Origin of the sequence: Grimontia sp. SpTr1 (assembly GCF_947387585.1) — a bacterium.
GTDB classification, from domain to species: Bacteria; Pseudomonadota; Gammaproteobacteria; order Enterobacterales; family Vibrionaceae; genus Enterovibrio; species Enterovibrio indicus.
This window is the reverse complement of sequence record NZ_CANDOD010000017.1, coordinates 50,477-75,207: the sequence shown is the minus strand read 5'-3', so window position 1 is coordinate 75,207 and position 24,731 is coordinate 50,477. Positions and strand designations below refer to the sequence as shown.

Annotated in this window: 20 protein-coding genes; 7 read left to right on the top strand and 13 right to left on the bottom strand. The window is 49.4% G+C overall.

Features of this window, described 5'->3' with window-relative positions; translation table 11 throughout:
- Positions 1 to 36: 36 nt before the first annotated feature.
- The gene (locus QL223_RS20390; protein ID WP_002539190.1) at positions 37 to 507 is read left to right on the top strand and encodes a low molecular weight protein-tyrosine-phosphatase; all 471 of its coding nucleotides are present in this window, start codon (positions 37 to 39) and stop codon (positions 505 to 507) included.
- Positions 508 to 667: 160 nt separating this feature from the next.
- The gene (locus QL223_RS20385; RefSeq protein WP_046302957.1) at positions 668 to 1,642 is read left to right on the top strand and encodes a LysR substrate-binding domain-containing protein; all 975 of its coding nucleotides are present in this window, start codon (positions 668 to 670) and stop codon (positions 1,640 to 1,642) included.
- Positions 1,643 to 1,691: 49 nt separating this feature from the next.
- Here the strand turns inward: QL223_RS20385 and QL223_RS20380 are convergent, their stop codons facing one another.
- The gene (locus tag QL223_RS20380) at positions 1,692 to 2,081 is read right to left on the bottom strand and encodes a hypothetical protein (protein ID WP_281545784.1); all 390 of its coding nucleotides are present in this window, start codon (positions 2,079 to 2,081) and stop codon (positions 1,692 to 1,694) included.
- Positions 2,082 to 2,089: 8 nt separating this feature from the next.
- A complete protein-coding gene (gene potE, locus QL223_RS20375; RefSeq protein WP_046302959.1) occupies positions 2,090 to 3,409 on the bottom strand; it encodes a putrescine-ornithine antiporter in 1,320 nt (439 codons plus the stop codon).
- Between the two features lie 384 nt (positions 3,410 to 3,793).
- On the opposite strand from potE, the gene adiA reads away from it, so the two are divergent.
- Entirely contained in the window at positions 3,794 to 6,088 is a 2,295-nt protein-coding gene (gene adiA, locus QL223_RS20370) for an arginine decarboxylase (RefSeq protein WP_281545783.1), read from the top strand.
- Positions 6,089 to 6,145: 57 nt separating this feature from the next.
- On the opposite strand, the gene QL223_RS20365 is transcribed toward adiA, so the two are convergent.
- The 7 genes from QL223_RS20365 to QL223_RS20335 form a co-directional block, all read right to left on the bottom strand.
- A complete protein-coding gene (locus QL223_RS20365) occupies positions 6,146 to 7,615 on the bottom strand; it encodes a multicopper oxidase domain-containing protein (RefSeq protein ID WP_281545782.1) in 1,470 nt (489 codons plus the stop codon).
- 218 nt (positions 7,616 to 7,833) lie between these two features.
- Positions 7,834 to 9,021 carry a M20 family metallopeptidase gene (locus tag QL223_RS20360; RefSeq protein WP_281545781.1) on the bottom strand — a complete coding sequence of 396 codons (1,188 nt, stop codon included), beginning with the start codon at positions 9,019 to 9,021 and terminating at the stop codon, positions 7,834 to 7,836.
- On the bottom strand, positions 9,022 to 9,471 hold the full coding sequence (locus tag QL223_RS20355; protein ID WP_046302963.1) for a hypothetical protein: 450 nt from the start codon (positions 9,469 to 9,471) through the stop codon (positions 9,022 to 9,024).
- Positions 9,472 to 9,474: 3 nt separating this feature from the next.
- On the bottom strand, positions 9,475 to 10,299 hold the full coding sequence (locus QL223_RS20350) for a DUF3100 domain-containing protein (RefSeq protein ID WP_002539200.1): 825 nt from the start codon (positions 10,297 to 10,299) through the stop codon (positions 9,475 to 9,477).
- Between the two features lie 299 nt (positions 10,300 to 10,598).
- Positions 10,599 to 11,897: an ABC transporter substrate-binding protein gene (locus QL223_RS20345; protein WP_281545780.1), complete on the bottom strand. Its 1,299-nt coding sequence runs from the start codon at positions 11,895 to 11,897 to the stop codon at positions 10,599 to 10,601.
- A gap of 10 nt (positions 11,898 to 11,907) precedes the next feature.
- Entirely contained in the window at positions 11,908 to 13,881 is a 1,974-nt protein-coding gene (locus tag QL223_RS20340; protein ID WP_039850096.1) for a methyl-accepting chemotaxis protein, read from the bottom strand.
- 377 nt (positions 13,882 to 14,258) lie between these two features.
- On the bottom strand, positions 14,259 to 15,014 hold the full coding sequence (locus QL223_RS20335) for a hypothetical protein (RefSeq protein ID WP_002539204.1): 756 nt from the start codon (positions 15,012 to 15,014) through the stop codon (positions 14,259 to 14,261).
- Between the two features lie 319 nt (positions 15,015 to 15,333).
- On the opposite strand from QL223_RS20335, the gene cysB reads away from it, so the two are divergent.
- The 3 genes from cysB to QL223_RS20320 all read left to right on the top strand — a co-directional run bounded on the left by cysB (position 15,334) and on the right by QL223_RS20320 (position 18,321).
- Positions 15,334 to 16,308 (top strand): HTH-type transcriptional regulator CysB, encoded by a 975-nt coding sequence (gene cysB / locus QL223_RS20330; protein WP_002539206.1) that lies wholly within the window; start codon positions 15,334 to 15,336, stop codon positions 16,306 to 16,308.
- Between the two features lie 81 nt (positions 16,309 to 16,389).
- On the top strand, positions 16,390 to 17,598 hold the full coding sequence (locus tag QL223_RS20325) for a methyltransferase (RefSeq protein WP_281545779.1): 1,209 nt from the start codon (positions 16,390 to 16,392) through the stop codon (positions 17,596 to 17,598).
- A complete protein-coding gene (locus tag QL223_RS20320; RefSeq protein WP_281545778.1) occupies positions 17,599 to 18,321 on the top strand; it encodes a sulfite exporter TauE/SafE family protein in 723 nt (240 codons plus the stop codon).
- Positions 18,322 to 18,386: 65 nt separating this feature from the next.
- On the opposite strand, the gene QL223_RS20315 is transcribed toward QL223_RS20320, so the two are convergent.
- Complete coding sequence (locus QL223_RS20315; RefSeq protein WP_281545777.1) at positions 18,387 to 19,274, bottom strand: DUF3943 domain-containing protein; 888 nt, start codon at positions 19,272 to 19,274, stop codon at positions 18,387 to 18,389.
- Positions 19,275 to 19,425: 151 nt separating this feature from the next.
- Positions 19,426 to 20,613 carry an aromatic amino acid transport family protein gene (locus tag QL223_RS20310; protein WP_281545776.1) on the bottom strand — a complete coding sequence of 396 codons (1,188 nt, stop codon included), beginning with the start codon at positions 20,611 to 20,613 and terminating at the stop codon, positions 19,426 to 19,428.
- A 274-nt stretch (positions 20,614 to 20,887) separates the two neighbouring features.
- Here QL223_RS20310 and QL223_RS20305 point away from each other — a divergent pair, with 274 nt between their 5' ends.
- On the top strand, positions 20,888 to 22,144 hold the full coding sequence (locus tag QL223_RS20305; RefSeq protein WP_281545775.1) for a CinA family nicotinamide mononucleotide deamidase-related protein: 1,257 nt from the start codon (positions 20,888 to 20,890) through the stop codon (positions 22,142 to 22,144).
- Positions 22,145 to 22,193: 49 nt separating this feature from the next.
- Here the strand turns inward: QL223_RS20305 and glsA are convergent, their stop codons facing one another.
- Entirely contained in the window at positions 22,194 to 23,132 is a 939-nt protein-coding gene (gene glsA / locus QL223_RS20300) for a glutaminase A (RefSeq protein ID WP_281545774.1), read from the bottom strand.
- Positions 23,129 to 24,688 carry a putative glutamine/gamma-aminobutyrate antiporter GadC gene (gene gadC, locus QL223_RS20295; protein WP_281545773.1) on the bottom strand — a complete coding sequence of 520 codons (1,560 nt, stop codon included), beginning with the start codon at positions 24,686 to 24,688 and terminating at the stop codon, positions 23,129 to 23,131. Before gadC ends, glsA begins: the two co-directional genes overlap by 4 nt.
- Positions 24,689 to 24,731: the final 43 nt, after the last annotated feature.

Here is a 24,731-nt window from a genome sequence, read left to right as displayed (position 1 = left end):
TTACAGTGTTCGTAATGAATGGGGAACGGAGTGCCAATGTCTAATAACAAACCGAAAATTCTCGTTGTCTGTATGGGTAACATTTGTCGTTCGCCTACCGGAGAAGCAATACTCCGTGCCAAAGCCAAGGCACGCGGTTTGGATGTTGAAATCGATTCGGCAGGCACCATCGGTTATCACTCAGGCGCTAAGCCTGATGAAAGAGCAAGGAAAGCCGGAGAAGCCAGAGGCTATGATTTCACGGGCATATACTCGCGTCAGGTTGAAGATGATGACTTTGAAAAGTTCGACATGATTCTGGCTTCTGACAAAGCGAACCTTGCTGACCTGCTGGACCGTTGCCCAGATCATCTTCGTGACAGAGTTTCTTTGTTTTTGAGCCATGGCAACTCATCGCTGGCTGAAATTCCAGACCCATACTATGGCGGCTCAAAAGGCTTTGAGCTGGTGTTGGATCTCATCGAAGAAGCCAGCGACAGTGTGCTGGATGAAGTGATGGCGAAATAAACCTCTGAGTCTTGCTGAAGCCCGCTGACAGCGGGCTTTTTCGTCTTTAACGGAACAATGTTCGCAGCAACCAGCAAATTCCCACCTTAGTGCTTGTTTAAACTTGATCGCTCTTATAAATTTAAGATCTATAGCTGATAGCTTTTTGTGAGGTAAGGGATTGAAACTTCAGCAGCTTAAATATCTAAAAGCGATAAAGGACAACAATTTAAACGTGTCCGCGGCCTCCCAGTCACTTTTTACGACCCAGCCAGGTGTAAGTAAACAGGTTGGATTACTGGAAAAAGAGCTGGGTGTGAGGATTTTTGAACGTCGTGGTAAGAACCTCAGCGGTATTACCCCGATCGGTGAACGAATCCTTGAGCAGGTTGAACGCATGCTGGCGCTGGAGCAAAAAATCAAAGCGTTGGCAAACGAGCATCTGGATCCGAGTGTAGGTACGCTGAATATCTACACCACGCATACCATTGCACGTTATCTGCTGCCAAACAGCGTGTCCTACTTCACCAAGAAATACCCGAACATCAATTTCCACTTGCATCCAACACTGCCGTTGCAAACCAAAGGCGTGATAAGCAAAGGGCATTCTGACTTTTCCATCGTGGCCCACGATATTGGTGCAGACAACGATTTAATCCAGCTGCCTGCGTACCTCTGGACGATGGGATTGGTGGTGCCGGAAGATCATCCTCTGGCGGATGTCCGCAAGCCAACGCTCAAGCAATTATCTGAATACCCGATTCTGAGTTACGAGCCGGGTTCAACGGGTCGTCAGGTTCAGGATGAGGCCTTCAGACGCGCGGGTATCAATCCAAACTACTTTATGACGGTGATGGATGCTGACGTGATCAAACGTTATGTCCAGCTTGGTTTTGGTATCGGCATTATCTCTACCTTGGCAGCACGCGACATTGAAAACACAGGCCTGACTTATATTAACCTCGATCACTTGTTTGAGCCGTGTAACGCTTGGATTTGCTTTTCGAAAGATATCCTGCTGCAAAATTACATGTACGACTTCCTGATGTCGTTTTCGCCTCATCTGACCAAAACGCTGATGGAAAGTGTGTTGATGCAAAACAGCAGCGAGAAAGTCGACAAGCTGTTCGAAGGGCTTGAGCTCCCCGTTTACTAACCTGAAAGAAAAGTGAAGAACGCCAGCGAATATGCTGGCGTTTTTACGTTCAATTGTCGGAGGTCTTCCCACTTTCCGGCGGTGGTGTCCGAATGACTCTGCCCTGATTGTTATTGAGTTCCGGATGATCCACTAACAGGTGCTTGCGGATTGCAGGAGGCTCAGGTTCATTTTCCGGGTGGTTCTGATGGAAGATTGGGGTTTTCGGCCGATAGACATGGTGCGGCCTACCATCTTCCAGCACACTGTCGGGAATGCGTTTACCAATGATGATTTCTATCGCTGTCATGGCATCATCCGTAGGGAGCGTCACGGTTTCTGATTCTTCAACCACCACTTCCTCGGCAGCGTGCAGAGCAAGTGGTGAAATCGCGACAACCGCACCGATCAAAAGGAACGTCGCCAGTTTCTTCATTGTTTGGGCTTCAATGTCTGACATATTTCCTCCTAAGCGGGCGTGCCGTCATTTCTGTCACGTGCAGCAACGAATCCATAGAAGATGTAGCCGAACATGGTGAGGATAGAGCCCCAGAACACGGCAGATTGACCACAGGCATACACGCCGTAAATGCTGTAAATCACGGCGAATGTCCCGATCGTTGCTGCCGTTTTATACTCTTTCTGGCTGACATTCTGCTTGCGGAGAATGACTTCGAGACCAGTCAGCGACAGTATGTATGGGACCATATTGATGAATACCGCTAGGTTAAGCAGCACATTGAACTGTTTGACCAAGTTTGGCGAAATCGTCATCACAGCCAGCAACAACTCGAGACCCAGCATGATCAACATGCCTTTGATGGGCGCATTGTTTTTATTCACTTCACCAAACACTTTCGGGAACAGACGAATGTCCGCAGCGGCTTTAGATACCTGTGCATTGGTAAACTGCCAACCAAGTAAGGAACCGATACAGGCAATCACGGCCAGTGCGGTGATAATACTGCCCACAGTTTCGTTAAACATGTAGGTATAAACCAACCCGAAAGGCGCATCGGATTTGGCAAGTTCGGCATTCGGGATAATCCCCTGAATCACGGACGTCGATGTGATGTAAACGATGGCGGTGAAGCTGGTGGCGAGCATACAGGCCAAAGGAACATTCTTTTCGGGGTTTTCTACGGCCCCCGAGTTGGCTCCGGCTGACTCTATCCCCAAAAAAGCCCAGAGGGTTAATGCTATGCCTGATGACACCGCGGTGATGGTCGTGTCCTGATGGGGATTCCACGCTTCGGCGAAAACATCAGGCTTGAACCAGAACCAACCGGCAACGGATAAGCCAACCACGGGAATGATGATGCCCCAGACCGTAATGGCTGAGATTTGCCCGGTGATTTTTGGCCCCCAGAAGTTGGCTACCATGGTGACAACCAAAATGGCGACCACAGCAATAAAGGTGTGAATTGGGGTGGTTTTAATCCAAGGGAAGAAGGGCACCAAATAACCAGCCGCAGACACGGCAATCGCCACCGCACTGATCACCAGACAGACATAATAGGTATACGAAGCAATAAAAAACGATGATTTCCCGTGTGCTTCGTTGGCATAGGCCGACATGCCGCCGTCTTTGTTACAGTACATACCGCACTTGGCGAAGGCATAGGCAATACACATTGCGCCTAATGCTGTCACAACCCATGAAAGCAGCGAAATTGCCCCGGTTTGAGCCAAGCTTGCTGGCAGCATGATGATGCCAGAGCCCATCATGTTTACAGTCACTATGGTGGTTAATCCCACCAGTCCCATTTTATTTTGTTCTGACGCCATACTGATTCTCCACTGCATTATTTGGGCAAGAAATGCAGGTTTTCAGCCTTGCTGCATACACGTTCGATTGACGATCTCCCGCCGCTGCATCGAAACAAGTGAAAAGGCTTTGCCTGTCGAATTGAAAGTAGAAGTGGAGAGGTGAGGTGTTTGGTTCTTTTACAAGACAAAAGCACAGTTCGTCCTAATGAAACTCATTACACACATTTCTGTAAGCCAATAAAAATAGGGGATTGATGATACGCTCTGTCGGCAATGCATCAACTTTCACTTTGGTTTTTTCTTCAAATTTGTCTTTTTTGCGACTTTGTCAGCCATAGGGCTCTTCTATGGTGAATGAGACTCAAACAAAACACTTCTCCTCATTCAGTGTCGGAGCTGGCTATGAAAACCTACGGAAAGAAATTTAATGTTCTGATTTTGGAAGAAGCCCATAAAGAAGGTGTAGTGGGTAATGCGATTGAAAGGCTGATTGCAGAGCTGGAAAGCAGCGGTGCAAGAGTCATGGTGGCGACAAGCTTTGATGATTGTTATTCGGTGATTTTTTCGAATACTGCGCTTGATTGTCTGATGCTCACATCAGCCATGAGTGGTTCCCAAAGCGAAGAAAATGAGCGATTTTATGTGCTGATAGAAAAGCTCAACCGTCGTCAGCAAAATGTTCCTGTGTTCCTGCTGGCTGAGCGTAAGAAAATCACCCTTCACGTTACTCGTGAAATGATGGAAAAAGTCGATGAGTTCGCCTGGATTCTGGAAGACACGCCAGATTTCATCGCAGGCCGCGCCGTCGCCGCAATGAACCGCTACCGTAAGCAGCTACTGCCTCCACTCATGTCCGCATTGATGAGGTATGACGATATTCATGAGTATTCATGGGCAGCACCGGGCCACCAAGGTGGGGTAGGCTTTACTAAGACCCCAGCCGGGCAGCGCTTTTACAACTACTACGGTGAGGGACTGTTCCGCACCGACATGGGGATCGAACGTGGCAGCTTAGGTTCATTACTCGACCACACAGGCTACTTTGGTGACAGTGAGCGCTATGCAGCCAAGGTCTTTGGCGCTGACCAATCTTACTCGCTGGTGACGGGTACATCAGGCTCCAACCGCACCATTATGTCCGCCTGTATGAACGAGAATGATCTGGTGATTTGCGACCGCAACTGTCACAAGTCGATAGAGCAGGGACTGATGCTCTCTGGCGCGCGGCCTGTTTACCTGCTGCCAACACGCAACCGCTACGGCATTATCGGCCCTATCTATCCTGACCAGCTCTCCAAGCAGGTTCTCGACCAGCGTGCCAAAGATTACTCACTCACCAAAGATTACGCCGACCAACGTGCTGTTTATGCTGTGCTGACAAACTGTACCTATGACGGTCTTTGCTACAACGCTGAAAGGGCACAGGACATTCTGGCCGAGAGCAGTGACCGTATTCATTTCGATGAAGCTTGGTACGGTTATGCACGCTTTAACCCGATTTATGACAAACACTACGCGATGCGCGGCGAGCCAACCGAAGATCCGGATGCACCAACCGTGTTTGCGACTCACTCTACCCACAAACTGCTGAATGCCTTGTCCCAAGCGTCTTGGCTGCATGTGAGAAACGGTAAAGGCGCCATCAGCTTTGAACGCTTCAATCAGGCGTACATGATGCACGCGACCACTTCTCCGCTGTATGCGATTTGTGCATCGAACGATATTGCCGTATCGCAGATGGCGGGTAATCGTGGCCATTCGTTGACGCTGGAAGTGATTCGAGAAGCAGTGGATTTCCGTCAGGCGATGGGGCGGCTGAATCGTGAATACACAGAAAATGGCGATTGGTTCTTCACGCCGTGGAATGCGGACACTGTCAAAGACCCACAAACCGGGGAAACGTACGCCTTCGAAGATGCGCCTGCAGACTTGCTATGCGAGAGTCAGGATGCCTGGGTGATGCATCCTGGCGATAACTGGCATGGTTTCAAAGACATGCCTGCAGACTGGTGTATGCTCGATCCAATCAAGGTCAGTATTCTCGCGCCGGGTATGGGAGATGATGGCAAACTGCTTGATAAAGGTGTGCCAGCTGCACTGGTTACACTCTACCTCGGACGCTTCGGTATAGTGCCGACCCGTACCACTGATTTTCAGGTGATGTTCCTCTTCTCAATGGGTATCACCAAAGGTAAGTGGGCGACACTGGTCAATACGCTGATGGGCTTCAAGCGTCACTACGACAATAACACTCCGCTGGTGGATTCACTGCCTGACTTGGCATCAGATTTCCCCGATGTCTATGGCGACATGGGGCTTAAGGATTTGGGCGATAAGATTTTCAGTTACCTGAAGCAGCATAATCCGGGTGAAGTATTGAACGCGGCTTATGAAACCTTGCCAGAAGCCGTGATGACACCACGCGCCGCCTATCAGGCTATCGTGGCTGATAACGTTGAAATGGTACCTTCGCATCAACTCGTTGGGCGTGTTGCCGCCAATGCGGTTATCCCATATCCACCGGGCATTCCGATGTTAATGTCCGGAGAGAGCTTCGGTGACGAGAACAGTCCGCAAATCAAGTACCTCAAGAGCCTAGAAGTGTGGGATGAAGAATTCCCGGGCTTTGAAAAAGAAACCGAAGGGACAGAGATGCATGATGGTATCTATCATGTGATGTGTGTGAAATCGGTTTAAACGCCAAAGAAAAGGGGAAGCCAATGGCTTCCCCTTACTCGTTGAGTTCCAACAGGTTTACTTAACGACGGTGAATTGTCCCATCATTCCCATATCCTCATGCTCCAGAATATGGCAGTGGTACATGTATGGCCATTGTTCGGGAGCCTCATATTCGAACTTCAGCAGAATTTCGGCCTCACCATTTGGATAGATGGTGTCTTTCCAACCTTGGTCTTCTGGCGCTGGCGGGTTTCCGTTCATCGACAAGATCAAAAAAGACGTGCCGTGCATGTGGAATGGATGCCTACCTGAATTGATTGTCCACTTTTCCAGCTGCCCTAACTTGGATTCATGGTTAATGACTTTCATATCCATTTTCTGACCGTTGATGGACATATCATCCAGCTCAAAAATACGCTCTACCTCTACGTCTTTTTCAAGGTAAGGGGTAATGGTATTGAGTTGTTTGGGTAACGCAGATGCTAGTGCCTCGAGCGAGCTATCAACCCGGAGTTCAAGAACAGATTGGCTTTCTGAAAAAGTAATGAGGGCAGCGTTAAATCCGTTGTAGTTCTGCGGTAGCAGCCTTGCCAGTAACCTCTGGTTTTCGACGGCTGACATATCAACGACGATGTCATTCCGTTCTCCAGGTGCCATTTTCAAAGATGTTATTTCTACCGGGGAGGCCAGCAAGCCGCCTTCTGTCGCTATTTTATAGAAAGGTTGGTCGCCTTCCAGATAGAACTCATACGAGCGGGCGTTGGAGCCGTTGAGTAAACGCAATCTGACAAAAGATTGAGGTACCATCGTGTAGGGATTGATGGTGCCATTGACCACAAGCGTGCCTTCTCTCAAATCCTCCGGCATGTCGTTAGCCGGGTATGGCGTCATCTTTCCATTAACGAAGTTTCTGTCCTGAATGACCAAAGGTATGTCATCAACGCCGTAGGTGTTTGGTAGCCCCAAAGACAGTGAATGCTCATCCTCGATGAGATAAAAACCCGCCAGTCCAGAATGAACCTGCTTGGCAGTGGAGCCTTTAAGGTGTGGGTGATACCAGTTAGTGGAAGCCTGCTGTGAGACAGGAATGGTTACGTTCCATGTATCTCCGGGCAGGATTTTGTTTTGTGGACCGCCGTCAATCTTTCCTACAACGTGTAAGCCATGACCATGAATATTAGTCGGTTCATCAAGATGATTGGTAAACGCAATGTCTGTACTTTCGCCGTTGTACATTTTTATTGTTGGACCCAGATAGCCACCATTGTAGCCACTGGTTTTACTCTTAACCCCGGGATAAAACTCGTGCTCGCCATCTTTGATATCGATGACTATCGGGCCATTTTGAGTTCGGCTGTCAATGAGTGTAGGAATACTCAAGGGTGTTACTGCTGCTGCAGCTGGTGGAGAAGCGCGCAGAGCAGTGCTGGCAACAATAGCAGCAAAAATCAGTGCGGAGACCAATAGCATGACTATGGCCACGCGTCGGCTGGCAAAACCTTTCTGGCGCTTATATGCACCTTTTATTTGTCTGAAACAGGTCATCCTTTTCCCTAAATAACTTAAATATGTTTTGGTGGCGGATTATTTAATATCAGACTGTATTGGTCCATTTAGAGCCTAGCTCAAAAGTGATACAAACAAGAAAAAGACTACGTGTTGTCCAGATTCCACCGTCTTTAGGTATAAGAAGTTGTAGAGAATAGAAAAAAGGCCAGAGCAAAAAGCGTCTGGCCTTTGGTTATTTATGGGGGAAGTTAAGCTTAGTGGCAGGCGATATGGATAAAAATCTGCGCACCGACTAAAAGGAAGTCGTCATCCACGTAGTAAGGGTTTGAGTGCAGGTAATTACAGATGCCTGCCTCTTTGTTACCGCTACCGAGGAAGAACATCGCGCCTTTGCGATCTTCTGCTGCATTCACCATCAGGCTGAAATCTTCAGAACCTGTCATTGGATTGCCATTTGGATCCAGACGGTCAGCAGGCACGATAGCGCGCGCCGCATCCACCACGCGCTGGTAAGCGTCTGGGTGGTTGATGACTGCTGGGTAGCCTTCGCAAACCATCGTGGTTTTGAAGCCACGGATTTCACTTTCTTTTACGAAAGTTTCAAAGCTGTCTTTCAGGATCTGATCAGTTTCAGCGTCCATTGCGCGGATGGTGCCGCGAGCCTGTGCGTAGTCAGGCACAGCGTTAGGAATGCTGCCGCCGTTGAACATACCACAACCGAATACAGCAGGGCTGAACGGGTTAGTGCGCTTGGCGACGATGTAGTCCATGTCCATGATGATACGGCTGGCTTCGCGAATCGCATCCAGACCTTTCTGTGGGGTTGAACCGTGAGCAGAAACGCCATGAACGTCCAAAGTCCACGCAGAGCCATAAGAAGACATGATGCCGTTGTTGATTTTCACGAAGCCGTATTCCAGAGCCGCGTCATTGTGCAGTGCATACACTTCCGCGACGCCTTCCATACAACCCAGCTCAACCATTTTGCTTGCGCCCGGTACACGCATGTCTTCTTCTGCCATTTGGAAGATGAAGCGCACGTTGTGTTTCAGCTCAGCTTGGTTTTCGGCCAGGTATTTCGCTGTGGTCAGGATGATCGCCATATGGGTATCGTGACCACAGTTGTGTGAGCGGCCTTCATGCGTCGAACGGTATTCGTTGTCTGTCATGTCGTCCATTTCCAGTGCGTCCATGTCCGCACGGAAGCCAACGCGTTTCCACTCAGGGTTTACGGTCAGATCAGCGATGAAGCCAGTGAAACCTTCGTAAGTGGTCAGGCTGTAACCCATCTCAGTCATCAGCGCCTGGCAGTAAGCCGTGGTTTTGAACTCCTCACCGGAGATCTCAGGGATCTGATGAAGGTCACGACGTGTGTTGATGCTGAACTCATGCAGGCCAAGCAGCTTGCTGTCCAGATTGAAGTTTGAGTACTTAGCCGACATTTAGATAATCCCTTTCATTTGGAAGCCGATTTGTGCAATTACAGACGCGCCGAAGAAACAGCTGGTCGCTACAATCAGGAAGATAACGATAACTTTCCAAGACATCTTTTTCAGCTCTTCCATCTGTCCGCCAACAGACAGACCTGCAAATGCCAGTAGCGGCACACACACAGACAGGAACTGGATCTTACCCACTGATTCCAGGAAGTAAGTGCGAACCGGCGTCTCAGGCAGACAAATCAGAATACCGATAATGGTCGCGTAGGCGAACGTTGGAAGTGAAGAAGGAATGAACTTCTTCGCAACCAGAGAGAGGAACACAATCACAGACATGGCAATGAAGCTGTGGACCATCTCAGTCGGCGCAGTGCCGTTGGTCAGAAATTGGGTAAAGCCAGCCAGTACAATCGCAAGCGAGACCAGCTTCATGTCATTCATAATCACTTTCATGGCTTATTTACCTTTATTACAAATTTTGTACATCAGCTCAGCCAATGGAAGGCCAAGGAAAGTCAGCGACAGTGCGCCCAGAACAGATGACAGCAGGTTAGATGCCGCAGCAATACTCAGCACTTGTTGTGCCAGCGCTGGCTCGAGACCTGATACCAGTGCGCCTGATGCAGCGCTCAGCATTGAGCCAGAACCTACGCCTGAACCTGCAGCCAGTGCCAGTGGGTGAAGACCCGTCAGCGGCGCGATACTGCCCAGTACAGAGAACCACAGGGTGCCGATAACAGAACCACACAGATAGATAGCCAGTACACCAACGTACTCTGGGCTGCCTGTGCCGAATTTACCCTGGATAACTGCGATAGAAGGCTCACGGCTGATCGATGAACATGCACCGATTGCTTTGCGGTCGAACTTGAATTTCACGGCCAAAGGAATGGCAATCAGGATTGGAAGCAGGTTACCCAGCTCTTGGAACAGCAGTGGAACACCCGCATCGATGATCATGTCCAGGTTAGGGATAATCATGCCCGCGTATTGGGTCCCCAGCACCAGCAGGCAGTAACCCACCATCTTGCCGCAGAAACCTTCTTCTTTCTCAGTGAAGACTTTGCCCCACGCTTTGATCTTGGACTTGGTCCAGTTTACTGACAGTGCCATACCGAACATCACGGCAAACAGCATTGGCAGGATAGAAATAGTGGCAAACCCCAGATCAATCTTCTTGGTACCGATAACAAACTGGGATAGGAAAATCAGTGCGGATACCGCGATGACACTGGTCATGATGACGCGTGCCTGACCGCTTTTGTTTTCTTCTGTGCTCATAGTTATTCAACAGTAAAAGTGGAAATCGACGCTGATTATAGGGAGGGATGAAAAGCGAAACGTGAACAAGATCAACGGTCGGTATCGGGATCTAGATGAAAACTAAATATGATATTCCCTTACGGAATTAGTGGTTATAGGTCGGTAAAATGCGCTTAGGTTTGGTGCTTAAACTGTTGGTTTTCAGTGTCATTCGGTAACCGGATTAACCGTCCGGCTCAGCTTGGATAACAAGAGTGGCAAGCCCTAGAAAAAAGAAAACCCGGCGCGAGGGCCGGGTTTGAGTTCGTCAATATTGATTACAACAAAGGCGCACAGTTACAGTTGCCGTTTGAGGCACTTTGCTTGCTTTCTTTCTGAGGCTGATACCATTCCTCAAGGCCATCTTGCAGTTGCTTAGCGGCTTGAGCAGGGCTCATTTGGCCTGTCATCACACCCACACTGGTTTCCCAAATTTCAAGTTCGAAGTTTGGCTCTCCACGGGACAGAACCTGTGCCGAGTTACGGATGGTCGAATCACACTGGTCGCGCCAGGAGATCATCTCCTGAGCAATCGGGTCTTTCACATCAAAGAAGTGGTTAGACAGCGAGAAGAAGCCAGAGATTTCGTTGGTCAGAAGCTCTGCGAACTCTGCGGTGGTCATCCATTTCAGGAAGGTCTCAGCCGCTTCTGGGTTCTTAGACTTTGAGTAGATGCCCATACCAAGGTCTGTGTGGTCGCTGAAATAACAAGCATCGCCGCGTTTCTCAACTGGTGGCGGGAACACGCCCATGTTGACTTTTCCACGGAAAGTGCCGATATCCCAAGAACCTGCTGGGTATACCGCCGCTTTGCCATCAGCAAACATTTTGATCGCGTCGTTATAGCCGCGCTTATCAAAGTCATCGCCCATGTAGCTTGCCCATTTCCCGAGCTCGCGGAAGGTATCGCGGTAAGGTTTGCTGTCAACGCGCTCTTTACCCGTCAGCAGACCGTCACGGCCATCTTCACCTTTCCAGTAGGTTGGACCAATGTTCTGGAAGCCCATCGTTGCAGCTTCCCATTTGTCCTTGGTGCCCATTGCCAGTGGCAGGTAACCCGCACGCTTGGCTTTTTCCAGCGCCCAGTAGAAATCAGCTTTAGTCACTGGTTCATTCACGCCGACTTCTTTAAAGATGTCTTTGTTGTAAAAGAAACCATGAATAACAGATGCCATTGGCAAACAGAACGTCTGTGCGCCAGAGTCCGTCTGCCAAGGTGCCAGAGCGAAACTCGGGAAGTTCTCCATGCCTTCCATTTCAGTCACTTCTTTCAAAAGACCGCGCTCGAAAAGACCCAGAGAGCCATCAAAAGGGCGGCAGGCAATCAGGTCACCTGCGGATTCACTTTTAAAGCGGGCTTCCATGTCACCGTTCCATTTAGAGGCATCCAGATCTGGTGGTGAGCGGTATTCCACTTTGATGTTCGGGTAGTGTTTGTTGAACGCTGGGATGATTTTTTCGTTCCACACTGCGTCATCACTACGCCATGAATCAATCACCAGCGTGGTTTGTGTATTCGCCAACGTTGAAGCGGCAAAGGTGAGTGCTGCGATAGGCAGCAGGGCTAATTTCTTCATTCTCTGCTCCTTAAACGCGGAAGTTTGCAATCAGGTTTTGCTGGTCTTGTGCCAGGTCTGCCAGAGCTTCACTGCTCGAAGCTGATGCGCGTGCATCTTTCTCTGCTTCGTAGGCGACGTGCGCGATACCGTTGATGTGTTCTGCGACATCATGGCTCACCTTGATCTGCTCTTCGGTGGCTTGAGCAACATGCACTGCCATCTCATGGATAGACTTCATGCGTGACACGATGTCTTGCAGGGTTTCATCCGTCAGGCGCGTCTGGGTCAGACACTCTTCCATTTGCTTCTGACTGCTGCTCATGGTTTCCGCCATACGTGACGCATTACCTTGCAGGTTGTTGATCATCAGCTGGATTTCTTCCGTCGACTGCTGGGTGCGAGTCGCGAGAGCGCGCACTTCGTCTGCAACCACCGCAAAACCACGGCCATGAGAGCCTGCACGTGCTGCTTCAATCGCTGCGTTGAGTGCCAGCAGGTTGGTTTGTTCTGCGATGTCTTGAATCACGTGCAGGATTGAGCCGATGTTGTTGGAGTACTGGTTCAGCTGTTGGGTGTTGTTCACGGCTTCTTCAATGTTGCCAGAGAGCTGTTCAGTCAGCTGACGGCTGCGGGAGACCTGTGAACGACCACTGTTCGCCGCATCGTTAGTGCTTTCTACTTCTGATACGGTCAGCTCAGTAGAGCGGGAGATTTCCTTGGCGCTCACTTCCATCTCAGAAATCGCCGCAGCGACTTGGTCGGTACGGGATTTCTGGTCTTCCACGCGTGACATGGCACTTTCGCTAACGTTCGCCGCGCGACTTGCTTCATCCAGTAGGTGCTGTGCGCCATCGCCGAATTTTGCCAGCGTTTGTGACATGGTGTTCGCCAGTTCATCTATTGAGCGGCTCAGCTCACCGAACTCATCCTGTGCGTTGTAATTTGCACGGGTGCGCATGTCGCCGTCGGTCATTTTGTCCAGCACGTTTCGGATGAGTGCCAGTGGTTTCTGAATACTACGCGTGGTGCTGACACCAACCCAAAGACTGACAACTGCGGCAATAGAGGTCATCAGGAATACATAGAAAAACGCTTCGCTCACCGCGGATTCTGCATCTTCACGACTGCTGGTCGCCAGTTGCTGTGCATACTGAGCGTAACCTTCAAGCTGGCCTTGAATATCATCCATCAAACGGTTTGTGCGTTGGTTCTCTTGCTGGAGACGCGCGTTGATTTGTTGTTGTTGGCTCAAGACATCAATCAGACCCTTGTCTCCCAATGTTAGGGATTCAACTTTCTTCAGATTGCGTGAGTAACGGGCTTTAACATCATCTTCTACGTTAATCAGCTCAAGGCGTTTGAACGCGATTTCGATGTCCTTTGCCATGGTGGCACGAAGCTTATCAAGGTTGGTGTCTTGATCAGCTCGGCGCAGCATTTTCAGGTCACGGGCAATACCGCTGGTAATGAGTTCTGCGCGGTTGTGCAGTGAGCGCTTCACAGAAGCTTTTTGCAAAAGAAGGTTAGCAGCCCACTGGTAGGTATCCTCTAAACGCAGGAATTTAAGATCCAACGCTTCTCGCTCAGCGATCAGCTGGTTGGATTGCTTCTGCAGTTCAATCAGTACTTTTGCTTGCTCAAAGTAGCCATTTGACGCCTGAGCGATCGCATTTAGTTGCTGACGTTCAGCGTCGGTTGGGCGGCCCTGTTGAGCAGTATTGAGCGTGTCGAAGAAGCGGCGTTTTTGCTCTTCGAACGTTTGGTCAATCTGACTCGCTTCAGATGGGTCGTTATGAAACGTTCTGACCAACAGATTGGTGTGCATCAACTGAGTGATCAGGTTTCCGGATGCGACCACCATTGGAGTGGATTGGTCGGTGATTTGTTCAACTTTGCCCTGTAGGGTCTTGGCGTTGAACAGGCTAACGCTGCTAAGTAATGCCATTAATACGAACATTAAGACAAAACCTGCAACTGTTCTCTGTACGACGGACAACTTCATTGTTCTCTCACTCTACGACAGTCTGGCGATGGGGATTCAAACACTGCGCGGCATAGCACGGCAGCCTTGAGTCACAACGGCTTCCAAATTTTCGCCTCTAAATAAAGGCTTAGGAGAAACCAAAAAAAGGCCGAGGATTGTGACATCAAACATTCATATCGGCACACCGTACGTTGTTCTTTAATGAAAAAATGCTATCTGACGCACAAATAATTCGCGGATTAAAATAAATACTGAACAAGTGTATCGAAAGTGATTCTTGTGTGTATGGATTACTGGCCGTTTAGTCTGGAGGTGTATGGGTTTGCGGTGACGAGTGACAGGCACAAAAAAAGCCCCTTGTACGGGGCTTTTTAATAAGAAAGGGGGTTAATGTGTTACCACTTTTTCTTAGGCGCAAACAGTTCGTCCAACTCGTCGCCTTCTTTTTCTTTTGGTTGTTGGGCAGCAGTGGTTTTATTCAGCGCGGAATTGACATCTTCCAGCATGGCGGAGAGGCTTTCTTTCGCTGATTGACAGTAAGGGTCATTCTTAGCGCTCACCACATCCAACGCCTTTTTCAGCAACTGTTGGGCTGTACCCATCTGGCCTTTGATCTTCGCATCGTTTACACGTTTCAACACATTCTCGATGTTGATCTTCATTTGCATCTGCTCGAGGCGCGAGTTCTCTGCCACGAACGCTTGTGTTTGCATGCGACCTTTGGTGTGCTCAGCTTTGATGACTGCGCGCAGACGTTTGACCAATTTCAGCATTGAAATGGCTTCGCGATCGCTGTCTGGTACACGGAAAGAAGTAGACTCTTTGTTTTGATAAGCCTGTTTGATTTGGTTAATTTGCTGCTGCACATCTGCGATGCGTTGAGGTAGGGAACGATCGCTCTTGTCTATCTCATGCATGGTTTTAAGGGCGTCGAGAATTTTCTGGTTTAAACAAACCAGCAGGGTTCCGCTATAAGGCAGGTTATGTGCGTTACCGATCAGCTCTTCAGTGGCATCAATAACTGCAATATATTTAGCCATTTCTTGGCGCTTTGATGACTCTACGCGCTGGCGCTGTTGGGCCATGATGTTGTAGCCAACAATAAGACCAAGCAAAATGACGCAGAGGCCAACAATTAAGGCGATATTCATAAGTGAGCGTCGATAATCCCAGTTAAAACGATGACTGCCTAAGATACACGATCTGCAGATAGGGTCATAGTTTGTTAGTACTATTTTCGATCTTAGCTAAATTCTGACGTAGCGTAACCCTTTTCTCCAACTTACTGCGTTTGAACGCACGTTTATTCACAGCGCTATCATTAAGTTATTTCCCACATTCCTTGTTTATAAAGCCTGACCGGACAAGGTATTTTGGGCGCTGTATAAAGGTTACGTGCTATAAGGCTACGCCTCCGCTAATTTTAGCGCTATAACAGCATTAGTCCCATTTATTGCTTGCTGCAACATTATGAAATTACAACAACTAAAATATATCGTCGAAGTGGTTAACCACGACCTCAATGTTTCTTCTACCGCAGAAAGCCTCTATACCTCCCAACCCGGCATCAGCAAGCAAATTCGTTCGCTAGAGGATGAACTGGGTGTGCAGATTTTTGGTCGCAGTGGGAAACACCTGACCAAATTGACGCCAGCAGGCAGCCAGATTGTCGAGATTGCGCGGGATATACTCTCCCGCGTCGACAGCATTAAATCGGTGGCGCAGGAATACACCAATCCAGAGCGTGGCCAACTGAACATTGCAACAACCCATACACAGGCAAGATATGCCTTGCCCGACGTGATTTCACGATTCGTGAAGCGTTATCCGAAAGTGTCCCTACACATGCATCAAGGCGCGCCGAGTCAAATTGCGGATTTTGTTTTAAAAGGTGCGTCTGACTTTGCCATTGCGACGGAAGCATCACATCTTTATGAAGATCTATTGATGCTGCCTTGTTATCACTGGACGCGTTCTTTGATCGTTCGGAAAGATCACCCACTGGCGCAGCGATCTTCTATATCTATTTACGATATTGCTCAGTACCCGCTGGTGACTTATGTGTTTGGTTTTACCGGGCGCTCTAGTTTGGATACAGCGTTCAACAAAGCCAAACTCAAGCCGAATATTGTGTTTACCGCCACCGATGCGGATGTGATTAAAACCTATGTGCGTTTGGGGGTCGGTATTGGTGTGATGGCTCGAATGGCCTATGACAATGAATTAGATAGGGATTTGGTGGCGATAGATGCCAGCCATATTTTTGATGCCAGCACGACACGTATTGGGTTTAGAAGGGGGACTGTCCTTCGCAGCTATATGTATGACTTTATCGAGAGTTTCGCACCACACCTGACACGGGAAACGATTGAAAAAGTGATGCAGATGAAAGACCCCAACGAGGTCGAGCGGTTCTTCGACCAGTTTGACCTCCCTGTGCGTTAGCCAGCTCTGCATCTTCAGCTTGTTTGGGTATATACTTCGCCTGTTTTTCCGGTGATCCCGCATTGCGGGTGGAGTACTTTCTTGTCAGTACCCTTCGATGTTCTCTCTGAACGCTTTACTCAATTAGATACTTTACTGTCTGCGCACAAGGCGTTTTGGCAGGGCGTCCCCTTTGATTGTCTCGACTTGCCGTGGCGTGAGAGCCACCCAGAACTTTGCGAATGGTTGGATGCACAATCTCTCGATGAACTGGAAAACTGGAAAGCAGACCCTGCAGCGTTGTCCAAGGTACTCAGCAAATGGCTTCCTGATGCAGAAGCGCTGGTTGGTTTATCGGCAACAACGCCTCAAAATTCTAGTGGTGTTCCTTGTGACGCCCATTGGTCGACTGGCGTTCCCGGCCGTAAATGGTCACAAATCAGCACGTTTACCTCGGCTGTACATGGTGGAGAGGGGGAGCGTTGGCTGGAATGGTGCGCGGGGAAAGGATATCTCGGGCGTATTCTCGCGGTGACGAAAAATGCCAATGTTACCAGCCTGGAATGGCAACAAGCGCTTTGTGAAGATGGGCAGGCATATGCCGACAAACATAAGCTGCCGATGCAGTTTGTTCAGGGCGACGCCTTTGCAAAAGAAAGCCAACAGCTGGTAGAAAACTGTGATCATGCGGTGGCGTTGCACGCTTGCGGCGATTTACACGTGACACTGTTACGTCACGCAGTGGAAGCCAAACCGACTTCGGTGTCGATTTCGCCATGTTGCTACCACCTGATCCAGAGCAAGCAGTATCAGCCCCTATCTTCGTTAGCAAAAGCATCCGAATTGTCGCTCACCAAACATGACTTAAAGCTTCCCTTGCAGGAAACCGTGACGGCTGGGCAAACCGTAAGGAACAAACGCTTTATCGAAGTCAGCTTTCGATTGGGCTTTGATGCCCTGCAGAGACACCTATCTAAAACTGAGAAGTACCTTCCGGTTCCTAATGTACAAAAGTCTTTGTTAAATGAGGGGTTTGAGGCATTCTGCTGTTGGGCTGCTGAACAAAAAGGCATCACTTTGCCAAAAGATGTCCACTTCGATGATTTCCTTAAAATCGGAGAAAGCCGGTTCCACACCGTAGAGAAAATGGAGACCGTTCGGACATTGTTCCGTCGTCCACTCGAAATATGGTTGGTTCTCGACCGAGCCCTGTATTTGACGGAAAACGGCTACCACACTGACATCTCTACATTTTGCTCTCGGGAACTGACACCGAGGAATTTGCTGATTCATGCCATAAGGAAAAGATAAATGGCACTGAGCACGGAAGAGCTCGTCTTAATTACGCTGGCATTAAGTGCGGGCGCTTTCGTTCAGAGCCTGATTGGTTTCGGGCTTGCCATTGTTTCCGCCCCCATTCTCATGTTTATCGACCCCTCGTTGGTTCCAGCTGCCGTCACATTGGTGACCTTGGGGTTGGCGATAGTGAATACTTGGCAATATCGCAGCCAGCTATCCCTCAAAGGGATTGGCTGGGCGTTCGTTGGGCGTATCCCCGGTACCTTTGTCGCTTCAGCTTTGCTTTTTTATCTCTCCGTAAATGCACTTGAACTCCTGATGGGCATTGCGGTTCTCATTGCGGTTGTGGCCAGTATCTTCAAATTTGCGGTAGAACCGAACAATAGGAATATGTTCTGGGCAGGGTTTGCTGCAGCCATCATGGGAACGACAACCGGGATTGGCGGGCCTCCCATGGCCTTGGTGCTTCAGAAGCTGGATGTTGTCAAACTCAGGGCAACGCTCGCTGGTTATTTCATTTTCAGCTGCGCGATTTCATTAGGCGCACAAGCGCTGGCTGGATACTTCACCTTGTGGCATTTGAAAGTCAGCCTGATTTCACTGCCATTCGTTTTATTATCTTCGGTGTTGGCACTCCGTCTTGCGCCTTTTGTCAGGGCTGAGTGGGTGAGATACGGACTGCTGATCTTATGTGGTTTTGCCGGTATCGCGCTTCTCAGCAAGGGGCTTGCTTAGTCGATTTCACAGATGCAAAAAAAGCCAGCGATAATCGCTGGCTTTTTTTATTGCTCGAAGGCCTTTTAGAACTTCAGGCTGACCTGCATACCAATAAACTGGCTGTCATATGGCGCACCGGCATCTGCTGCGTATCGCGCTGCATCCTGGTTGTTAAACCAAGGGTCGTAGTTCATCCGCACTTCAGTGTCGCCCTGCCACAAATTGGTTACCCAGCCGTGGATATGACCCACAGGGTTTAGCAGGAACAGGCTGACGCCACCCAAGGTGTCCGAACCCAGCACTTCGCCACCGTCTGCGACGATGTTTTGCTCGGTCAGGTACATCCATTCACCCACTGCGGCACCAAACAGCGGTGTCACGATGATGTCCTGAATCGATGGCACTTCCGCGAAAGCTTCAACACCATACTCCCAAAAGAAGGTCGACATAGTGAACGAGTAGAGGAAAGACTCAAACTCTGTGAAACCAGAGTGGCGGGCTGCAGTGTAGTAAACACCGCCAAAATACGGGTGCATCACATAGTTCAGATAATGGTCGTCTTTATCCCAAACTGGGCCAGCAGAGACGTTGTCCCACCACTTTTTACCGAGGTTGGAAAAGTCGCGGTCTTCCGGTGTCCAGTTGGTCACGCTCTCCGGCAGGAAAGTCATCAGGCCAACGGTAGCCACACTCAATCCTAAAATGGTGTAGGTCTGACCCATCAGATAATCCCAGTCTTTACCTGAAGAGGTTGACAGGTATCGAGGTAAACCTTGTGAACGGTACTCATTGACATCGAAAGCGTAGCCAGTGTCTACAGGCTGAGCATTCTCTAACGCGGGCAGCGAATAGGCGCTGGCCGTGTTGTAGTGATATGCCTGCTGTTCGAAGTTGATGGTGGACGCATCGAAAGCGGAAACAGAATGAGTTACAAATAAAGCGGCCGCGGCGATAGTAGAGCGAAAACGCACGTAGGATCTCCCACACAAACAAAATGCCAAACCTCATCACATCGTCAAGAGTGGGGGGCTTGGCATGAAAAAAAATGTCGAATTTAATGACGCTGAGTCATTCGGCACTATTCGGTACGTCCTTTAAGAAGAATGCCGAGACAATTGGTTACTACCCGATACCGTGTGCTAATTGTGAGGCAATCACGGAAAGGCCGCCAATCATAGCAATGGAAAGGGCTACTTTTCCACCGAAAACTTGATATTGGTCGCGATTTAAACCTAAACGGCGTACTTTCTGAGCCATCAAAACGGGAAGTACAACTGCCAGAATCACCAAAGCTATTGACGCAAAACCCAGCGCGGTAATGAATCCTTGCGGATAGAACAAAGCGACTAGCATGGGTGGAAGAAAAGTCACTAAACCAGTCTGAAACCGGCCTGTTACCGAAGCTGGGCGCTTTAGCATGTCAGCGATGAAGTCGAAAAGCCCCAGACTGACACCAAGAAACGACGTTGCCAGTGCCAAATCAGCAAACAGTGAGATCGCATTGGCTATGCGAGCTGAATCTACTGCAACACTAATGGATTGAATAAACATCCCCAAGTTTGTGTTTTCAGCAAGCGTAGACGCACCCAACACGCCAAAACTCGCAGCTTGCCAGAGCACGTAAATAACCAGTGGCAGGGCGGAGCCAATCAGCATCACTTTTCTTAATACGTGAATATTGAGCCCGGTGTAAGCCACCACTGACGGAATACTGCCGTGAAAGCCAAATGAGGTGAACATGACAGGAATCGCTGCAATCAATAGCCCTTCCTGCAGTGGCAAGGAAACCAGATTTTGCCCTTCTCCCAAGGGAAGCAGTAATGCAAGGGAGAGCCCAAGAAGCACGACTTTCAGCAGAAACAACCCTCGGTTAATCACATCAACTTTTTGAGTGCCCAACATCACTACGGTTGCCACCAGAGCGGTAAACAGAATGATACCTGCGCTCGGTGGTATCGACTCCGCTGCTGCTAATGCGGTCAGTTTATGGTGGAACTGGCCTCCGCCTCCTGCAATGTAGGCAGCACAAAGCGCATACAACAGAAACAGAGTGGCAGCGCTAGCCACCCATTGGCCCTTTTTCCCGAGAAACTGTCTGGCGAGACTGTTTAAGGTCGCGTTAGCAGGTGCATGTTGATGAACCTCAAGCATCAGTAAAGCGGTATAGCTCATGAGCATCCACATCGCGATCATCAGAATCAGCGAATGAGTAAATCCCAACCCTGCTGATGCAAGGGGAAGGGCTAACATACCTGCACCAATCGTGGTGCCAGCGATGATCAAAGTGCTTCCTAAAACTTTATTGCGCATAATCGACTTCTTGTAATGATATGTTTACATTTTAAGTGTTGTATAGGGTGAATACTGCTGTAACCCAGCCAGAATATAGAGTTATGTTTTGCTGTAAAGTTATATGTAATCATTTAAGTACGATTGGTGTAATTTTTTATTTACGATTGTGCTGGGGTATCTCTTGCTGTGAAAGTAGGTTGAATTTGAGTCGCATCAGGTGAGTATTTTTTGTGCTTGAACGGGCTTCCTGATAACGTTTGAGTATTAATACAGTCCGAACAAGGAGATATCGGTGGAACACAGCAAACTTCGAGTTGCAATGCTCAGCACTGGTGAGGAAGTGCTTCACGGAGACATCACCGATACCAATGCAGCCTGGCTGTCGAGACGCTGCTTTGAAGAAGGGTTCGCCATGCACCGTCGTGTGACGGTGGGGGATGCTCTGGATGACATCGCCATTGAACTCGTCAGGTGCAGTCAGGTGTCAGATGTGGTGATCGTCAATGGTGGTCTTGGGCCAACCACGGATGATTTGACCACAGAAGCCATGGCAATGGCGATGGATGTCGATCTGGAACTCAACAGTCATTGGTTGTCGGAGCTTAAAAGCCGTTTTGAAAAGAACGGTAAGACGATGCCTAAAAGTAACATCAAACAGGCGATGCTGCCGGAAGGTAGTGAACTGGTGGACAACCCGGTTGGTAGCGCTTGTGGCTTCGCCGCCAAACTCAATGACTGTTTGTTCTTCTTCACGCCAGGCGTGCCAAGTGAATTTAAGCAGATGTTCGACAATGAAATCCTGCCTAGGCTCCAAGAACGCTTTCCAAATACTTACCGCAGGGAAATTAACCGTTTCTACACGTTTGGATTTTCAGAATCTCTTCTGAATGACAAATTTGAGTCTTTAGCGTTGCCAGAAGGTTTCGAGCTGGGATACCGCTCCGCCTTGCCTTTTATCGAGGTGAAAGTGTTCTCTCCTCGCCAACATTCTGAAATCTCGCTGGTGGCGGATGGTATAAGAAACGTTCTTGGCGATTTGATGGTGGGGGATAACCTCCCCATGTTGGAATCGGTCGGCGTATTGCTTGAAGAGTCGGGCCTCAAGCTTGCGGTTGCCGAGAAATTTTCCGGTGGTTATCTCACCAATTGGCTGAACCAAGATGACGATACACGCCAAGCACTTGTCCAGTCTTGGGTGTTGAGTGAATCTACACTGACTGCAGACGGGGATTACAATCCGCTGGCCGCAGTGCTCGCCATGGCAGCAGCTTCCCGCGAAAATGCAGGTGCCAATATTGGTCTTGCCTGCGGAAATCTCGAAGCGGGTAGAGTGGCGCTTGGTTTGTCGTCTCAGGAAGGTGATTGGGGAGTGATCGTGAAGCCGCGTCGCAACCAGACACCGGAGAACTTTCGGATTTACTGCAGCACCATGTTGCTCGACCTGTTGAGGCGTTATCTAACCGGTCAAAACATGTTCCCAGAGATTGCCTCTCTCGTGACGTTGGAATCGCTTCATATTCCCGTCGAGGAAGTAGAAGACCCTGAGTAATGAAAAAATGGCCTGATAATCAGGCCATTTTTCTGCTCACCTTTCGAGGCTATCGGTAGATATTTAGATTGAGTGCTTTCGCGAGTTCCGCAATCATCTTCTGCCCGCGCACACTGTTGCCGGATTCATCCAAGGGCGGAGAAAATGCCGCGATGCCACATTTCCCCGGAGCGACGGCAAGCAATCCACCACCCACGCCACTTTTGCCGGGAAGACCCACTTCAAACGCCCAGTCACCGGAGTAGTCATACAAACCTTCCATGGTCATCTCTGCGAGCAAAGGAGCCACATTATCTCGAGACATAACCTGTTCGCCAGACACTGGGTTGACGCCCTTGTTCGCAAATGTGGCGGCCAGCACAGCCAGATCTTTACACGTCACGAGTGTGGAGCACTGTCTGGTGTAAACCTCGCAAGCTTCCATTGGGTCGCAGAAACAGTTCCCTGCGGCGTATAGCAGCCATGCAATGCCACGGTTGTGGAAGTTTGTTGTCTGCTCCGACTGGTTGATTTCCTCTGACAGTGTCACGTTTCCTGCGGTGATTCGACGTTGCATGTCCAGAATGCGTTGCCACCTTTGTTCTGGATTATCTGCTTTCAACAAGCTGACACTGGCCATTGCACCTGCATTGACCAACGGAGAGAGAGGCTTGTCCTGATGTTCACACAGAGCCAAGACGGAATTGAATGGAAGGCCGGTAGGTTCAGCTCCAATCTTTTCTCTAACCGTTTCGGAGCCTACATCTTCCATCAGCAAAGCCAGCGTCACCACTTTAGATATGGATTCAATGGCAAAGTCGAAGTCACTGTCGCCAGCTTGATAAACGTCACCATCAGCCGTGACCACGACTAATGCTGCCAATTCTGAAGGAACTGAAGCGAGATAAGGAATGTAACTGGCATTCTCACCACCTGGGAGATCGCGAAACTGATGGTAAGTATCGTTAACCAAAGCCTGAAGCTCGCTGGCAGAAGGGAGATGATTCATTGTGCGTCTCCTTTCCCTTCTCGGTGCATTTCGGTGACAGATTCCGTGTGACGGTCTGAATGATTTTCAATGCCGGGATGCACACCCTCTACCTGCCATGTAAATGGCGCAAAGTCTGAGTTTTCACTCCGCCAGTGCGGTTTCCTCGCGGCATATATCAGAAAAGGAATAATGGCGAACACCAGACTGAGGCCAACAAGGATAGAAATAAAGGTTGTTGGGCTACCCACGGCAATCTGACTGGGTGGGATAAAGCTGAACGCGAAGGCAATCGCCGAGCTGGTAAAACCCACTCCGGCAAACACATACAAGCCTTTCTTTCCTCCTGGTACACGATATGGGCGTGGGCGATTAGGTTGACTAAAGCGCAGGTAAATCGCCGCTGAGAACATTAGCATATACAGAGTAAGGTAGATAACCGCGGCTAGCTGACTCAGGATTTGGTAAGCGGCTTCTACCGACGGCAGAACCACGAAGGTAACGGCAAGGAAACTCACAATGATGCCTTGCACCAAGAGAATGTGGGTCGCCATGCCGTTCTTGTTAGTGTGCTGCCAGAACATTGGCATATAACCCGCCTTGGCGACTTCAAGCAAACCAGTGGATGGGCCTGCAACCCAGGTGACAATGCCAGCCAGCACGCCAATGGCGAGGCAAATCGCCATAATCGGACCGAGGAAACCCAGTCCCGCCCATTTGAACATATCGAAGTAGGCCACCAACAGACTTTGGGTCAGGTTGATGTCTGCACTTGGGATCACAAAGGCGATGGCGAGAGTGCCAAGCACAAAGATCACCACAGTACCCAATGCCGCCATACCAATGGCAAGGGGATAAGAGCGGGTAGGGTTATCCAAATCTTTAACGTGGATGGCGTTCATCTCCATCCCTGCATAAAAAAGGAAAATACTGGCAGCCAGCACCACATTGTTGAAGTTGGAAAGGTCAGGCACCAAGTCTTTCCATGCCAGCTCAATCTGGATTTTTTCTCCGCTGAACAGAAAGGCAAAGCCAAGCAGTATCAGGATAATGGCGGGAATAATGGTACCAATGATACCCCCCCATTTAGACAGCAACGTAAAGGCCGCTACCCCGCGGAAAGCGACAAAGGTTGCGAACCAGTAAATCGCGAGCACGATAGCCAAAACGAAGAATTTGTTTTCAGACAGGGCAGCATCGAAGGTTTGGTCGGGCCCGATAAAGGCCAGCGAAACAGCACCAAACGTCAATGCCGTGGGGAACCAAACGCATACCTGAACGAAGAGCAAGAACATCGCCATAAAGGCGAGCTTTGGCCCAAAGGCTTCACCAACCCAGCGGAATATACCGCCTTTTTCTGGCCAGCCTGTAGCGAGCTCAGCCGCGACCAACGAGACAGGCACCAGAAAGAAAGCCGCAGCGAAGACATAGAAGAACACTGAGCTCAGTCCATACTCGGCTTCGGCAGGCAGCCCTCTGAGGCTGACTACGGCCACAATATTCATGATCGCGAAGGTAACGACGCTGATTTTTCCTACTTCTTTTGCGCCAACTGAAGAATCTTTTTTGTTATTCATTTGGATAGTCCTTTACCTGTCAGGCCAGCTCTGGCCTGACAGT

Excerpts from the sequence above, each read along its gene's own strand:
- QL223_RS20390 (WP_002539190.1), top strand. The coding sequence starts at position 37 with ATGTCTAATAACAAACCGAAAATTCTCGTTGTCTGTATGGGTAACATT.
- QL223_RS20380 (WP_281545784.1), bottom strand. The coding sequence starts at position 2,081 with ATGTCAGACATTGAAGCCCAAACAATGAAGAAACTGGCGACGTTCCTT.
- potE (WP_046302959.1), bottom strand. The coding sequence starts at position 3,409 with ATGGCGTCAGAACAAAATAAAATGGGACTGGTGGGATTAACCACCATA.
- adiA (WP_281545783.1), top strand. The coding sequence starts at position 3,794 with ATGAAAACCTACGGAAAGAAATTTAATGTTCTGATTTTGGAAGAAGCC.
- QL223_RS20365 (WP_281545782.1), bottom strand. The coding sequence starts at position 7,615 with ATGACCTGTTTCAGACAAATAAAAGGTGCATATAAGCGCCAGAAAGGT.
- QL223_RS20360 (WP_281545781.1), bottom strand. The coding sequence starts at position 9,021 with ATGTCGGCTAAGTACTCAAACTTCAATCTGGACAGCAAGCTGCTTGGC.
- QL223_RS20355 (WP_046302963.1), bottom strand. The coding sequence starts at position 9,471 with ATGAAAGTGATTATGAATGACATGAAGCTGGTCTCGCTTGCGATTGTA.
- QL223_RS20350 (WP_002539200.1), bottom strand. The coding sequence starts at position 10,299 with ATGAGCACAGAAGAAAACAAAAGCGGTCAGGCACGCGTCATCATGACC.
- QL223_RS20345 (WP_281545780.1), bottom strand. The coding sequence starts at position 11,897 with ATGAAGAAATTAGCCCTGCTGCCTATCGCAGCACTCACCTTTGCCGCT.
- QL223_RS20340 (WP_039850096.1), bottom strand. The coding sequence starts at position 13,881 with ATGAAGTTGTCCGTCGTACAGAGAACAGTTGCAGGTTTTGTCTTAATG.
- QL223_RS20335 (WP_002539204.1), bottom strand. The coding sequence starts at position 15,014 with ATGAATATCGCCTTAATTGTTGGCCTCTGCGTCATTTTGCTTGGTCTT.
- cysB (WP_002539206.1), top strand. The coding sequence starts at position 15,334 with ATGAAATTACAACAACTAAAATATATCGTCGAAGTGGTTAACCACGAC.
- QL223_RS20320 (WP_281545778.1), top strand. The coding sequence starts at position 17,599 with ATGGCACTGAGCACGGAAGAGCTCGTCTTAATTACGCTGGCATTAAGT.
- QL223_RS20310 (WP_281545776.1), bottom strand. The coding sequence starts at position 20,613 with ATGCGCAATAAAGTTTTAGGAAGCACTTTGATCATCGCTGGCACCACG.
- glsA (WP_281545774.1), bottom strand. The coding sequence starts at position 23,132 with ATGAATCATCTCCCTTCTGCCAGCGAGCTTCAGGCTTTGGTTAACGAT.
- gadC (WP_281545773.1), bottom strand. The coding sequence starts at position 24,688 with ATGAATAACAAAAAAGATTCTTCAGTTGGCGCAAAAGAAGTAGGAAAA.